This is a genomic window from Bifidobacterium asteroides (genome assembly GCF_019469425.1).
GTDB classification, from domain to species: domain Bacteria; phylum Actinomycetota; class Actinomycetes; order Actinomycetales; family Bifidobacteriaceae; genus Bombiscardovia; species Bombiscardovia asteroides_I.
Window position 1 is genome coordinate 333,290 of the sequence record NZ_CP048272.1, and the last position, 14,149, is coordinate 347,438.

General features: G+C 62.5%; 10 protein-coding genes. 3 read left to right on the plus strand and 7 right to left on the minus strand.

Annotated elements, in window-relative coordinates:
* Positions 1-411: 411 nt before the first annotated feature.
* From pgl to zwf, 3 genes are all read right to left on the minus strand, one after another.
* Positions 412-1,203, minus strand: coding sequence for a 6-phosphogluconolactonase (gene pgl, locus GYM67_RS01205; RefSeq protein ID WP_220236758.1), 792 nt, complete (start codon positions 1,201-1,203; stop codon positions 412-414).
* 86 nt (positions 1,204-1,289) lie between these two features.
* Positions 1,290-2,297: a glucose-6-phosphate dehydrogenase assembly protein OpcA gene (locus GYM67_RS01210; RefSeq protein WP_220236759.1), complete on the minus strand. Its 1,008-nt coding sequence runs from the start codon at positions 2,295-2,297 to the stop codon at positions 1,290-1,292.
* On the minus strand, positions 2,294-3,775 hold the full coding sequence (gene zwf / locus GYM67_RS01215) for a glucose-6-phosphate dehydrogenase (RefSeq protein ID WP_258561583.1): 1,482 nt from the start codon (positions 3,773-3,775) through the stop codon (positions 2,294-2,296). The genes GYM67_RS01210 and zwf overlap by 4 nt, the downstream gene beginning before the upstream one ends.
* A 231-nt stretch (positions 3,776-4,006) precedes the next feature.
* Here zwf and GYM67_RS01220 point away from each other — a divergent pair, with 231 nt between their 5' ends.
* On the plus strand, positions 4,007-4,672 hold the full coding sequence (locus tag GYM67_RS01220) for an HD domain-containing protein (RefSeq protein ID WP_220236760.1): 666 nt from the start codon (positions 4,007-4,009) through the stop codon (positions 4,670-4,672).
* Here GYM67_RS01220 and GYM67_RS01225 read toward each other — a convergent pair.
* The 4 genes from GYM67_RS01225 to GYM67_RS01240 form a co-directional block, all read right to left on the minus strand.
* Positions 4,651-5,532, minus strand: coding sequence for a hypothetical protein (locus GYM67_RS01225; protein ID WP_220236761.1), 882 nt, complete (start codon positions 5,530-5,532; stop codon positions 4,651-4,653). The two genes, GYM67_RS01220 and GYM67_RS01225, sit on opposite strands and share 22 nt — an antisense overlap.
* 82 nt (positions 5,533-5,614) lie before the next feature.
* Entirely contained in the window at positions 5,615-6,625 is a 1,011-nt protein-coding gene (locus tag GYM67_RS01230; RefSeq protein ID WP_220236762.1) for an ATP-binding cassette domain-containing protein, read from the minus strand.
* A complete protein-coding gene (locus GYM67_RS01235; RefSeq protein ID WP_220236763.1) occupies positions 6,622-7,857 on the minus strand; it encodes an FtsX-like permease family protein in 1,236 nt (411 codons plus the stop codon). Before GYM67_RS01235 ends, GYM67_RS01230 begins: the two co-directional genes overlap by 4 nt.
* A 137-nt stretch (positions 7,858-7,994) precedes the next feature.
* Positions 7,995-9,431 (minus strand): DHA2 family efflux MFS transporter permease subunit, encoded by a 1,437-nt coding sequence (locus tag GYM67_RS01240; RefSeq protein WP_220236764.1) that lies wholly within the window; start codon positions 9,429-9,431, stop codon positions 7,995-7,997.
* A 160-nt stretch (positions 9,432-9,591) separates the two neighbouring features.
* Here GYM67_RS01240 and GYM67_RS01245 point away from each other — a divergent pair, with 160 nt between their 5' ends.
* Positions 9,592-13,083 (plus strand): SNF2-related protein, encoded by a 3,492-nt coding sequence (locus GYM67_RS01245; RefSeq protein WP_220236765.1) that lies wholly within the window; start codon positions 9,592-9,594, stop codon positions 13,081-13,083.
* Between the two features lie 253 nt (positions 13,084-13,336).
* The gene (locus tag GYM67_RS01250) at positions 13,337-14,107 is read left to right on the plus strand and encodes an MIP/aquaporin family protein (protein ID WP_220236766.1); all 771 of its coding nucleotides are present in this window, start codon (positions 13,337-13,339) and stop codon (positions 14,105-14,107) included.
* Positions 14,108-14,149: the final 42 nt, after the last annotated feature.

Sequence of the window (14,149 nt, forward strand, 5' to 3'; positions counted from 1 at the left end):
GCACAGCGAAGACACAGATAATAGGGCGTGAGACACGCCTAGAAGCAACACGCATGAAAGATGCCTTCCCAACATGCTGCCCTCGATATTTCTTAGAACCTGATTTCTTCAACCCCATGAATAACCAGGAGAGGGCAGTTCAATACACTGCTTAGCACTATAACACCTCGTTCCTGTCTTGAGGGGATACTCGGCGAAGGAGGATTCCTGCCTTCGTGGGCCTGAAAAAGACCCCCGAGCTGAAGCGCGGGGAGGCGAGTGTGACGAAATGCCATCAGGGGAACGGTTTTGAGGCCGTCCCACAACCTGGATCGGGTGGGCTTGCCAGTCACGTTATCCTATGCGGCGCGACTTTCGCACAGCGCTGCTGACGCTGTGCGGTCGGCCGAATCATGGCTGGTGTTCGGGATCTTAGCCAAGCTGGCTTGCGGCGTCCTCGTCAAGCAGCCATAAGGTCTGTTCGGTACCCCTGGCGAATGAGGAGGGGACGTGGGGGTTGTCCTCATCCCTCAATGCTTCCTTCACGGCTTGGGCCTTTTCTTGGGTGGAAGTGAAGAGCCAGACTTTGGGGGTACGGCGGATGAACGGGGTGGTCATGGTCACTCGCAGCGGTGGGAGCTTGGGCGAATGGCTGACGCCTGCCACCAGCGTGGTTTCGTCGCTGATCAGCGCCTCGGGGCGGTCAGGGAAAAGCGATGCGTAGTGGCCGTCTGGCCCTACGCCGAAAACGGCTAGGTCCATATGGCCATGGGGGCCGATCCCCCGAATGATTTCATCCTGGTAGGTCCGTGCCGCCTGGGCCAGTGCTTCTGTGTCGTCGGCCTCGCTCGCCCTTGCGATCTGGTCGGGGGTACGAATATCAGCCGGCATTTCATGAACATGGTCCGCAGGTAGATCACCCTTGTCGATGAGCCTGCCGAACCAGGCATCCCGGGCTTGTTTGGCATTGCGTTCAGGGTCTTCCGGGCTCACGAATCTCTCGTCGCTCCACCACAGATGAACCCGCTTCCAGTCGATGCTCGCTGCAAGATCACTGGTCCCCATCAGTGCGTAGATTTCCGCCGCGTCCGTTCCACCGGTCAAAGCCAGGTCCGCCCGCTCCTGACGTGCCAGGATGTCCCCTAATTCGATCAGTATTCGCGCGGCTGTGGCCTTGTTGAGCAGGCTGGTGCTGGCATAGCGGATGATTGTACGCTCGGTCATGGCGTCTCCTTCATGGCTGTGATGTCTATCATACTTGCGCGCTTGCGCCTCCAGTGGCTCCCGGCGCCGAGCCAGCCGTCATCTGGTCACCGTTCATGCACCATGGGCCAGCCCCTGCTGATGACATCCCGATAGACCTCATCAGGATCCAGACGTCCCATTTCCTCGCTCATGCAGTCAACGGCGGTTCGCAAAGGCATGGAGATGGTCTGGCTGGCCTGGCCAGGCTGGTTGATTCTGGCCTGGTCGGCCTTGTGACGTTCCGTGCTCATGGTTCCGTCGCTGCGTTTGAAGAAGACCCCGGTGATGGCCTGGGCCTGTGGATCACGCTCAATCGTGACCGGCACCCCAAGCTTCAGAGCCAGCCAGGAAGCCAGGAGCTCCAAGGGCAGGAAGTGCGTCTGGCCGGTCACCCGCACTGAGGTTACGGGCAGATGCGGTGGTTGATCCATCATGGAAGCGAGCAAGGCTCGCCAGATCGTGGTTCTTGTCCAGGAGAGGTCCACGTCAGCAGTACCCGAATGCTTGAGGAGGGAGGTGAAGGCGGTCTGTGGGTCGTCGGCTTCCATGGCATCGGTGATGCGGCTGGTGGCCATGGCCCCGATCGGGTCCTTGGATGGGTCCTGGGGTGGATTGGCGGGCCACCAGACCACCAGGGGGGCGTCCGGGACCAACAGCGGGATGACCAAGGCATCGGAATGGCTCAGGAGGGCCAGGACCGGCCTGAGCACTATTATCTCGCCGGCTCCTGCATCTGATCCGAAACGGATTTCGGCATCCAGCGTGCGGTCACCGTCATGGTTGGTGTTCTTGTAGGAGACGCAATCTTCTGAGGACTGTGCCGCAGCGGTCCGCTGGTCCGCCTCTTGCTCGGCCTGATGGTCTTCGGCATTGGTCACTATGGCGATGACCCGGCAGGGGTGTTCACGACTTGCGGCGTTTACGGTCTCCAGGGCCGTCTCCAGATGGGCCTGCTCGGTGACGATGACCAGGGTCAGCACTCTTCCCTGGGCGGCCTCTCCACGTTCAACGTGGAGCTCGTCAATCTCCTGGGCGATGGCGGAGGTAGTGGTGTTGTTCAGTCTGACGATCATGGCATCCTCCAGTGGTATCCGTCGCGTGCCAGCATCAGATCAGCCTCCCGCGGACCCCAGGTGCCGGCGCAGTAGGGCTGGGGCTGGCCCTGTCCGGCCCAGAACTCCTCGATGGGGTCCAGGATCTTCCAGGAGAGATTGACCTCCTCGGTGGTGGGGAAGAGGGGAGGGTCGCCCAGGAGCACGTCCAGGATCAGCCGTTCATAGGCCTCCGGGGAGGCCTCGGTGAATGAACGCCCGTAGGAGAAGTCCATGTTGACGTCACGCACCTCCATGGCCGAGCCGGGAGTCTTGGCCCCGAAACGCAAGGTCACGCCCTCATCGGGCTGTACGCGGATGACTACGGCGTTGGCGCCCAGTTCCCGGGTGGCTGTGGCCTCGAAGGGCAGATGAGGTGCACGCTTGAAGACGATGGCGATCTCGCTGACCCGCTTGCCCAGGCGCTTGCCTGTGCGCAGGTAGAACGGGACGCCAGCCCAGCGGCGGGTATCCACGTCCAGCCTGATGGCCGCATAGGTCTCGGTGGTAGAGGAGGGATCAATCCCGTCCTCATCCAGGTAGCCGACCACATGCTGGGAACCCTGCCAGCCTGCCGTGTACTGGCCCCGGGCGGTGTGGGCCGCCAGATCCTTGGGAAGGCGGACAGCGGAAAGGATCTTGGTCTTTTCGGCTGTCAGATCTGATGCTGAGAAGGAGACCGGCTCTTCCATGGCCGTCAGGGCCATCAGCTGCAGGAGGTGGTTCTGGATGACATCCCGAGCCGCTCCGATTCCGTCGTAGTAGCCGGCCCTGCCGCCGATGCCCATGTCTTCGGCCATGGTGATTTGCACGTGGGAGACGTAGTTGGAGTTCCAGACTGGTTCGAACATCATGTTGGCAAAGCGCAGGGCCAGGATGTTCTGCACAGTCTCCTTGCCCAGATAGTGGTCGATGCGGAAGACCGAATCCGGCTCGAAGACTTGGGAGACCACCCGGTCAAGCTCCTTGGCCGAAGCCAGGTCGCGGCCGAAGGGCTTCTCGATGATGACCCGTCGCCAGGCCCCCTGGGTGGAGTGGGAGAGCCCCGATTCGGCCAGCTGGCGGGCCACTTGGGGAAAGGCCTTAGGCGGCACCGACATGTAGAAGGCATGGTTGCCACGGGTGCCCCGGACCCGGTCCAGCTCCGAGACGGTGGCCGACAGGCGACGGAAGGCCTCCGCATCGTCGAAGCTGCCCTTGACGAAGCGCATGCCCTGGCTCAGATGTCGCCAGGTGGACTCGTTGAAGGGGGTGCGGCAGTGGGCGCGGACGTTCTCCTCTGCAAAGGCCACGAACTGCGGGTCGCTCCAGTCGCGCCGCCCGAAGCCGATCAACCCGAAGCTGGCTGGCAGCAGTCCCCGGTTGGCCAGGTCATAGACGGCCGGCAGAAGCTTTTTCTTGGCCAGATCGCCGGTGACGCCGAAGATGACCAGGGAGCTGGGGCCCGCGATGCGCGGCATGCGCAGATCGCGGGGGTCCAGCAGGGGGTTGTGCCAGGGCGCCTGTCGGCCGCCGTCCTCGTCGGGGGGAGCGGGCTGGTCGGCGGAGCGCGCAAGTGGTGAAGTGTCCATAGTGCTCCTCGTGAAATACCGTGGCTTCCAGTCTACTGTCGGCAATAGAAGGCAGGGCTGATTATCCGCTGAAGGTGCATAAGCGTCGCAAAGGTCACATTTGCGGCAAGGATCCCTAGAATGGTCGGTATGATTCCCAATGTTCCCATGGCCGAAGCCCTGCACCGTCAGTATGCGCCCTCACAAGCCGCCTATGAACTGATACACACCCACTGCCAGATCATCGCCGCCCTCGCGGTGCGGATGGCCGACCAGGTCAACGAACGCCTGCTGCGCGGTGATGACCCTGACGGGGTTTTGCCCGAGCGGCCGCTGGATCGTGACCTGGTCCGCACAGGTGCCCTGCTGCACGACATCGGCACCTACCGGATCCTCAAGGATGACGGCTCCCAGGGTCGGCCTCTGACCTTCCAGGGTCAGCGGTACATAGAACACGGGCTGGAGGGCTACCGCCTGCTGCTGGACGCTGAGGTGGATGAGTCGGTGGCTCAGTTTGCACGCAACCACACGGGGGTGGGGCTGACCCGCCGCCAGGTGGAGGAGGAGCATCTGAACCTGCCGCCGGACGACTATCTGCCGGTCAACCCCGAGCAGGAGGTGGTCATGTATGCGGACAAGTTCCACAGCAAGCACCAGCCGCCTATCTTCGTCTCCGAGCCCACTGCCGCCAAGCGCACGGCCAAGTATGGTCCCGACAATCTGGCCCGCTGGAGGCAACTAGTAGCCCGGTATGGAGTGCCGGACCTGCAGCCCCTGGCTCAGCACTATGGCATGACCATCGTCTGATCCGGCCGGACCGGCCCCCAGGAACTGCGGAAGCGGCCGCCGAATTCACGCAGCATCCACGGGTCTGGTTGATAGGGGTCGACTGGATCGGTCCGGCAGGCTGCGACGGCTTTCAGGAAAGAGGCCATGCCCTGCGATCCATAAGCGTAAGGGGCTGCACACCAGACCGGGTTTCCTTCCAAAATGAGAGGCCGATCCGACCCGCGCAGGAAGGCCAGATCCACGCTGATCGGAGCAGGAGATCGACCCTTGGCTGCCTGAAGGGCACAGCCTTCGGCGATCGTTTGATGCTTGGGATCGAAAACGGCGCCGTCAAAGACCGTGGTAATGACTCTGGAGTCCTCGCCTTCATGCAGGCAGTAACCGCTGGAGGCTGCAATCCGGTCCCTGTCGATGATGACCCGCCACTCCTCATGGATACTGGGCAAATGGGCCTGGATGCGAATCAGCGATCGTGCAGGGGCCGTCCGCAGATCGCTCTGCAGATCTTCAAGGGTTCGTCGGGCTGCAGGCAGGCCCGATACCCGGCCGGCGGCCAGCTGCGACCAGGGGCGCTTCCCCAGGCCCGATGGCAGTCGGCGCCAGGTCAGGATGATTCCAGCCGTCACAGTCAGAATCCTGCGTCCGGTCAGGGATCGGTCCAGCCCATCCAGCCACATGGTCGGTGGGGCTGACAGGACCCATGAGGGACGGCCTTGGGATGCCAGCCAGGCGTTCTGGGCGATTAGCAGCCCTGGCGTGATCCATACGGCTTCCTTGACGCCGACCTCCCGAACGGGTCCGAATCCATGGTGATGATGCAGAATGACCCGCTGTTGCGGGTTTGGGCCCTTGCTGCACGAATCGATTTGTTCGGCCATGACCCTGGGTATCCACTCCTCATGGGTAATGACTGAGCAAGCCAGTGCAGTGCTGTCCATCCCCGGCCCGGAAGGTTGGAGTTCAATCGACGATGAATCGGTCGTCGTAGGTGCCCTCGTCTACGGTGTCCGAACCGCCTGAGGTCAGGATGATCACAGTGCAGTCATGACGGCGGGAGACCCGCTTCAGCGTGGCCAGCAGGGTGTCCCAGTCGCCCGGTTCCAGCCCCTCGGTGGGTTCGTCGGCGACGAGCACGTCGCACTCGCAGCACAGGGCACGGGCCACGGATGCCAGACGGAAGTCCAAGTGGCCCAGATCAGCGGTCAGCCTGTCCTGCAGACGCTCCGGGAAACCCACCTCATCCAGCAGATGACGGGCCAGATTGTCCTTGGGACCCAGGAAGGTGCGCCCGCTGGCATCCATGGTGTAGACAAGATTCTGCACAGCGGTCAGGTCGCGTCTCAGGGCATCGGTACCAAAGATGGCTCCAATCTGGTGGCCGCGATAGTCGGAGGCCAGCAACTGACGCAGGTCCGTGCCCCGGAAGAGCACACTGCCCTGGGTGGGGGCGCGCAGGCCGGTTATCAGGGCCATCAGAGCGGCCCTTCCGGACGGCGAGGTGGTCTCCACCGAGTAGATGCGGCGACGCTGGAATTCCAGATCGACATCGTCCAGGATCTGTTCGGGGCGACCCTGGACCTTGCGCGTGTAATCCACGTGCTTCAGGGAGAGCACCGGATAGCCGCCAGGAACCAGCACCCGCTGGTCATCGGTTTCCAGCAGCGGGCCCTCCTCCTTACCGTCGTCGGGATCTTCGGCATTGTCCTGCTCGATGACCACCTTGAAAGCGGCCATCGACACGTCCTCTTCAGAGGAAGCATCCTCCTCGGACTTCTTGTTCGTCTGAGTAGCTGCTTCTTCGCCGGATCCGTGCAGGAGTTCGGCGCTGGCATTCTCGCCGGTTTTTTGCTCAGCGTCGGCCGTTGCTTGAACCGCTTGTTTCTGATCAGTTTCTGCCTGGTCGGCGGCCTTGGCCGCAGCCTTTTCCTGGGACTCTTCGTCTGACCGCTGGTCCGATGTCTTTTCGCTCATGCCTCGTCCTCCAGGTCGTTGGTGTATAGCTGGGCGGTTCTGAAGGCCGCCACCCTGGCGGCTGCTGCCAGTGCGAGGATCAGGCAGACGGCCAGGCCAATCAGGATCAGCTTCCAGATCAGACCAGCATCAGGCATGCTGGCCAGGCTCCCCAGCCGGAAGAGCGACCGGCCCAGCGGCCGACTGATTGCGGCGCCCAAAGCCAGGCCCAGGGCCAGTCCGGGCAGGGTGAGCAAGAGGGTCTCCAAGGCGAACTGCCAGCCCAGCCGGGCCTTGTGAACCCCGATGGTGATGGCCATGCCGATTTCGTTGACTCGACCGCGCAGCATGAGGATTAGGCAGCCCAGCAGAATCAGCCCGCCCAGCAGGCAGGCCAGGATGATGGCGGTTCGCGCTTGGTCGGCGGCCTGGTGGACCGGCTCCATCCGCCGCTGGTAGGCCTTCAGGCTGGGGGAGTCGATGTCGTACTGCGAGGTCTTGAGCCCGTCCTTGCGCAGCTCCTTGATAAACTTCTGGTAGGTGCTCGGCGAATCCAGAACGAAGGCAACGAGCAGTTCGTGACCAGGGTCACCGGGCTTGCTGGCCGAATCCAGCCCCAGCATGGCAAAGGTGGGATAGGCCGTGTAGATGGCTCGGTTGGCTGCCTGGTCGGCGGCTTTGCGGTAGTGATAGATGCCCGAGACGGTCAGCTTGACCTGCTGACCCTGCTGGCCGGGATCCTTGATGGTCAGGGTGTCGCCCATCTTGAGCTTGTTGGCCTGTGCCATCTGCTTGGAGATCAGCACAGTCTGGGTGCCTGAGGCATTCTGTGAGGCGTAGTCCAGCCCCTTGCCCTGGTCCAGCACAAAGGGGCCGTGAGGAAGGGTGGGCTCGGCTGCCTTGTCAGAGACACCCACCAGGGAGTAGGCGCCTGACTGAGGCAGCCCCTCCGGGCTGATATTCGCGGTCTCATGGAAGTAAGCCTTGTACTGCATGCCATCCATCTGCAGGCGCTGGGCATACTTGGAATACTCGTTCCAGCCCAGGGGGGAGGCCTTGGTTCCCTTGCGCGGGCTGATGACGGCGTCCACCTGTTGGGATTCGTAGCCTGTAGTACGTGCCCTGGTGTCAGCTTGAAGTACGGTGGCCGCCGTCGTGGCCAGAGCCGTCACGACCAGGCAGGCCAGAACCACGACCAGGCTCCGCGCCGCATGCCGCCTGATGGTGAACCAGGCGTTCTTGAGAACGAACATGACACCCTTCCTGATAGCGTTCCAGGGGTGACCGGGCGGCCCACAATGGCGGGCCTTAAGTCCGGTCGCCGTCCTCCAGTCTAGCCAAGGACGCTCCCAAGCTAGCGGTGCGAACTTGGAGCTTGCTGAATGTCCTGCTAGGCCTCTGGTCGCTCGGCATGGGAGAAGTTGCGCACCTTCAGGGAGACGGCCAGAGCAGCCAGAATCAGCACCAGGGTAAAGATCAATCCGCAGTGGGTGCCCCTGGTGAAGGCCTGGGCTTTATCAGCTCCGGCTGCCTGCCCTTCGCCCATGGCCAGCAGGGAGGTGGTGATGGCCGTGGCCACGGCTCCCACAATCTGCTGCATGGTGTTGATGATGGTGCTTCCGTCGCCGGACTGTGGGCCGTTCAGAGAGTTGAGCGCGTAGGTCTGTGCCGGTGACATGGCCAGGGGGCAGCCGATCATCAAAATGATGTGGGCTGCTACCACCAGGGCCACAGGGGTGTGCGGGCTGGTGAACAGGAGGATGATCGTCCCTACCAGTGCGATGAGGAATCCGCAACGGACGGGCATGCGGGCTCCGAAGCCGTCATAGAGCCGGCCGGCGAAGGCTGAGACCAAGGCGTTGATGGCGCCCCCGGGCAGCATGAGGATGCCGGTCATGGCCACGGGCAGGAGCAGCCCCCGCTGCAGGAACTGGGGCAGCAGATACATGGAGGAGAGGATGACTGCGAAGTCCAGCATGACCAGGGTGGCACCGTAGCGGAAGGCCGGAATGGAGAAGATGCGCAGGTTGAGCACCGGGTGTTCCAGGCCCAGCTGGCGACGAATATAGAGGACCAGGGCTACTAGGGCCACAACCAGGATGATCAGGGTGACGGGGGAAAGCCATCCGTACCGGCTGGCCAGGCTGACTCCTCCCACCAGTCCGCCGAAGCCGACAATTGACTCCAGAATAGAGGCCAGGTCGGGTCGCTGGTGAGTGATGGTCCCTACATTCTTTAGGAAGCAGACAGCGAAGATAAGGGCCACAACCAGGAATGGGGTGAAGAACCAGAAGATCCAGTGCCAGGTCAGCTTGCCCAGGATGATTCCGGTCAGGGTCGGGCCGATGGCGGGAGCGAACATGATGACCAGGGCGCACATGCCCATGACCGTGCCCAGACGGGCAGGTGGGAAGATCAGCATGGCCACGGTGAACATGAGCGGCAGGATCAGGCCGGTGCCGATACCCTGGATCAGCCGTCCCGTCAGAAGGACGGGGAAGGTGGGGGCCATGGCCGAGACCACCGAGCCGGCCAGGAAGGCGACCAGGCCGAAGATCACGGTCTGCCTGGTGGTGAACCACTTGGAGATCAGACTGGAAAAGGGCAGGACGATGCCGATGACCAGCATGTATCCCGTGACCAGCCACTGGACGGTGGCGGCAGGGATTTGGAAGCTCTCCATCAGGTTGGGCAGGGCGATATTGAGCGAGGTTTCACTCAGCATGCCCACGAAGGCCCCGATCATCAGCGCGGCGATGGCCAGCCAGGGGTGGGGGACGGCCGGGCGTGACCGGTGAACAGAGGCAGAGGTGGACGTGTTTTGCACGATAATGATCTCCTTCTTCAGACAAACAGGACGCCATCTTAGGGAGGCTGCCATTTTTTCGTAAGTCGGCATGTCTACTCGCTTCGCCGAAGGCGTGCCGCATCGGGACGGAAAAGGTTATGCTCGGGAATGGTCGTCAGAAGCCATAAGGAGGGTGCGTGTGGATTGGCATGCAGCGGTCTACGGGTCAAGAGCCGCTGGCTCAGGAGGCCATGGCTTCTATGATCCGGGCGATGAAGAGGGACGGACCTTCGGCGACCCGGACACCATCTCCGACGCCGCTCTGCGTCGATTGGGCGGCAAGGCCTACTTCCGTGCCCATCAACTGCTGGATGACCGCCGCTTTACTGACCTGCGCCTGCGGCACCTGGGGGCTTTGACCGTTCTCAAGGGGCGTGTGCCCGCCACTTATCAACCGGATGGCGACTGCATGGTTCAGGCTCGGCTGGACGAGCAGGCCCATCGGGTCATCGACTCCTCCTGCACCTGCCGGGCCTTTGGGCGCCAAGGTCCTGCATGCAAGCATGTAGTCGCCCTGATCATGGCCTACAACGAGTCCAGCCAGGTCTTTGCAGGATCGGACGACTGGGCCGGCGACCAGGGTCGATCCCGGTCCGCCCGGTCGACCTCAGGACCTCTGGCAGCCTACATGCACCGGCAGGAGGGTCGGCGACGGCAGGCCTTTCGCGACCGCCAGCTGAGCCTGCTCAAACAGGAGAACGGGCCGGTCGGCGGCCGTCACCTGCCCATCGGTTCGGTCGGGCTGATCCCCGACCTGACCAGCGAGCGCGGAGGCTGGCTGGTCCGTCTGCATATCATCCTGTCCTCCCACGGGGTCGCCTACCTGGTCAAGGATCTGCCGGCCTTGTTGCGTGCCGTGGACCAGGGCGAATTCTTGTCTTATGGGCGGCGGCTGGCTTTCATCCATTCTCGTGACACTTTTGATGACCGGGCCCAGGCTCTGCTGACCATTCTGGAAAGAGCCGGCGCCATCCGCCGCAGCCTGGCCGAACAGCAGGGGGGCATGCGCCGCCGTCTTACACGCGCAGGATTGGCTGGGATCCGGCTCAGCGACGACGAGGTGGCGCAGATTCTCGACCTGTTTGTGGACTCTGGGCTCACCCTGGACTACACGCCTCCCGAGGATTCCTTCCTGCAGACCATGCCTGCCCCAGTGGTCGACGGGGACCCGGACACTGGCATCGCAGTCAGCAAGGAGGCGGACGGTTACCGTATAACCCATGCCTTGGGCGTGGAGCGCTTCATCGTAGGCCAGGCTTTTTCCTTCGTCATCGTGCGTCCCTCGCAGCTCGGCTCCGGACTGGATCCGGGGCCGGTCATCCACCGTTGCAGTGCACGTTTCATGCGTCATCGGGACCTGTTGGAGACCCTCTGCCGCCCTGGCGAGAATCGGGATCTGCACTTGGATGCCGATGATCTGGACCTGTTCGTCCGGACCGTGCTGCCCGACCTGGATCAGGGCGCCCAGGAGGGATCCGGGCTCTCCGCCAGCCTGCCCGAGGAGCTGGATGCCCGACGGCGTCCGCCCTGCAGGATCGAGCTTTACCTGGACCGGGACCGGCAGGGGGTCAGTTGTGATCTCAAGGCCCGGTATGGGGATCGTCTTCTGTCTGTCGCCGCTGATCCCGGCTCCGAGGATGAAACCGGCAGGGATCGGGAGAACGAGTCTCTGGCCCGGCAGACGGTCCGCCGTTATTTCCCTCTCATGGAGGAGGGGCTGGCACGCATCCCCGAGGAGAACGAGGAAGCCATCCACACCCTGCTGACCAGGGGCCTGCCTGTGCTCAAAGGGCTGGGGCGGGTCTTCTCCACGCCGGCCTTTGACGGGCTCAGTGTCGTCTCTCATCCGCAGATCCGTGTTGGTGTGCGGGTGCGTTCCGGGTTGGTCGAGATCTCGCCCATCGCTGACGAAGTACGGCCCGAGGAGGCCGCCGCCATCCTGGCCGACCACCGTCGTCGGCGGCGCTTCCATCGTCTGCGCAACGGGGCTTTCGTCGAGTTGGCTGATCTGAACACAGAGGCTGTGGACACCCTGGCCGAAGACCTGGGCATCAATCCAGCCGATCTGGCCAAGGGGCCGGTCCGGGTGCCTGAATTCCAGCTCGGCTACCTGGATGCGCTGGTGCCCGAGCAGGACCGCGATTCAAGCTTCCGTGATTACCTGAAGGAACACCAGCCCGATCCCCATGGGTTCAGGGTCCCCGACGGTCTGCGCGGGCGGCTCAGACCCTATCAGGCGGAGGGGCTGCGTTGGCTATGTACATTGAGCGACCGCGGATTCGGGGGTGTCCTGGCCGACGAGATGGGTCTGGGCAAGACCATACAGATGCTGGCTTACCTGCTCTCCCGTCAGGATCAGGCCAAGGATCGGGGACCCTCGCTGATCGTATGCCCGGCCTCATTGGTCTACAACTGGGAGGCCGAGTGCCGCCGCTTCACTCCTGGTCTGCGGGTGGGGGTCCTGGCTGGGGGGCGCAGCCAGCGTCAGGCTTTGCTGGATCAGGCGAGGTCCTACGACCTGTTGATCACCTCGTACGATCTGCTCAGGCGGGACTTGGACCGGTACCGCGGTCTGCCCTGGTATGCCCTGGTCTTGGATGAGGCCCAATACATCAAGAACCATGCCACCAAGGCCGCCCGGGCTGTACGCGCTCTGGACAGCCTGCACCGGTTCGCCCTGACTGGCACGCCCATCGAGAACCGGCTGTCCGAGCTTTGGAGCATCTTCGACTTCCTGATGCCTGGGATGCTGGGCCCTTACTCCCGTTTCCGGGACCGCTTCGAGATGCCCATACTCAGCGGCGACCAGGATGCCCAGTCCCGGCTCCAGGCCCTGGTGGGACCCTTCATTTTACGCCGACTCAAGTCACAGGTGCTGACTGATCTGCCCGAAAAGATCGAAAACGTGATCAGCGTGCCCTTGCAGGGTCGTCAGCGCAAGCTCTATGCCGCCCTGGAACAGGAGCTGAGGGCTGCCCTCAACAAGGAAAAGGATCAGGAGTACGAGGTTGGCAAAATTCAGGTCTTGGCTCAGCTGACTAGGCTGCGGGAGGTGTGCTGTGATCCGCGTCTGGTCTACCAGGATCAAGGCCGGGACCGGCGCGGCGATTCGGCCAAGCTGGATGCTATCGAGGATCTGGTGGTCTCTTGCCAGGATGCCGGACGTAAGATGCTGATCTTCTCCCAGTTCACCTCCTACCTTGACCTGATAGCCCAGCGGCTCCATCGGCTGGACGTGTCCTACGATCTGATCACCGGCGCCACATCAAAGAAGCGTCGGCTGGAGCTGGTGGAACAGTTCAATAGGGATGCTACGCCGGTTTTCCTGATCTCCCTGAAAGCCGGCAACACCGGGCTCAACCTGACTGGAGCCTGTGTGGTGGTCCATGCGGACCCCTGGTGGAACGCCGCCGCCCAGGAGCAGGCCAACGACCGCGCCCACCGGATCGGCCAGACCCAGGATGTCAACGTCTACCAGATCGTAGCCAAAGGCACCATCGAGGAACGCATCCTCAATCTGCAGCACAGCAAGAGCGACCTGGCCTCGCGTTTTGTCGATTCGGCCGCCTCCACTGGCGCCGCCGGTGTGGCCAGGCTGAACAGAAAGGACCTCCTGGCCCTGCTGGGTTGATCGCGTCTGGATATGAATCTGCTTGAATCTGCTAGTCAGTGGTCTTGAATGTAGCGGCATCGTCGATGGCGAGGCCTTTGGGCCACGGTTCCGGTTATTCTTGATGCGGTAGTCGAATCGAAAGACTACGTGCATGAGCAGGTTGACGGTTGCTTCTTCGGCGGTTTCCAGGTTTGGCAGCAGTCGATTATTCGGGTTATGGGAGCCTGGCCGTCTTCAGCTCCTTTGATGACAGGAAGCTGGGGGGAAGAGCGTGATCAGCGGTGTGCAGATGTTCTGCTCAGAGTTCATGGGCACAGCCCTTATGATGGCCATCGCGGTCATGGTCGCCGCCAGCAGGTCGCTCCCCAAGACAGGGGCCTATCGAGCCGACTGGATCAACGCGTCGCTGGGCTGGGGCCTCGCTGTCTATGTGGGCGTATATGTGGGGTGGAGAACAGGCGGCCATCTCAATCCGGCCGTGACCCTGGCCAGGGTGGTCGGCCACTGGATTGATCCACAAGCGACCTTGAACGGCCTGGCCATGGGCAAGGGCGGCATTCCCGTAACCTTGGCCAATGTGGCCATCTTCATCTCCGCCCAGTTCCTGGGGGCTTTCTTTGGCACCTGCCTGGGCTACCTGGGTACTCGCAAGCATTTCGAACTTCCGACCGATACAGATTCCAAACTCATGGTTTTCTGCACCAAGCCTGCTATACGTTCAAATTTCTGGAATCTGACATCGGAGGCCATCGGCACGGCCATCCTCGTTACCTGGGTTTTCCTGAATGGGGGGACGCCTACCCAGGTCGGGCCCTTGGGCGTGGCTCTGGTCATCACGGTTCTGGTCATGGCCCTGGGCGGGGTTTCGGGCGCGGCCATGAATCCTGCGCGTGACTTTTCCGCCCGATTGGCTTACTGTCTTCTGCCCATGTCCGGCGAGAAGGATGCGGATTGGAGCTACGCCTGGATACCCTTTGTCGGTCCGATCATCGGAGCCTGCATAGGTGTGCTGGCGCCTGTCTGGATGGGGCTTCTGCCTTGATCGTCGGCATGGAAAAGCCCTCGGTTCTGTCAGGAGGACAGG

Excerpts from the sequence above, each read along its gene's own strand:
- pgl (WP_220236758.1), bottom strand. The coding sequence starts at position 1,203 with ATGACCGAGCGTACAATCATCCGCTATGCCAGCACCAGCCTGCTCAAC.
- GYM67_RS01210 (WP_220236759.1), bottom strand. The coding sequence starts at position 2,297 with ATGATCGTCAGACTGAACAACACCACTACCTCCGCCATCGCCCAGGAG.
- zwf (WP_258561583.1), bottom strand. The coding sequence starts at position 3,775 with ATGCCGCGCATCGCGGGCCCCAGCTCCCTGGTCATCTTCGGCGTCACC.
- GYM67_RS01220 (WP_220236760.1), top strand. The coding sequence starts at position 4,007 with ATGGTCGGTATGATTCCCAATGTTCCCATGGCCGAAGCCCTGCACCGT.
- GYM67_RS01225 (WP_220236761.1), bottom strand. The coding sequence starts at position 5,532 with ATGGCCGAACAAATCGATTCGTGCAGCAAGGGCCCAAACCCGCAACAG.
- GYM67_RS01230 (WP_220236762.1), bottom strand. The coding sequence starts at position 6,625 with ATGAGCGAAAAGACATCGGACCAGCGGTCAGACGAAGAGTCCCAGGAA.
- GYM67_RS01235 (WP_220236763.1), bottom strand. The coding sequence starts at position 7,857 with ATGTTCGTTCTCAAGAACGCCTGGTTCACCATCAGGCGGCATGCGGCG.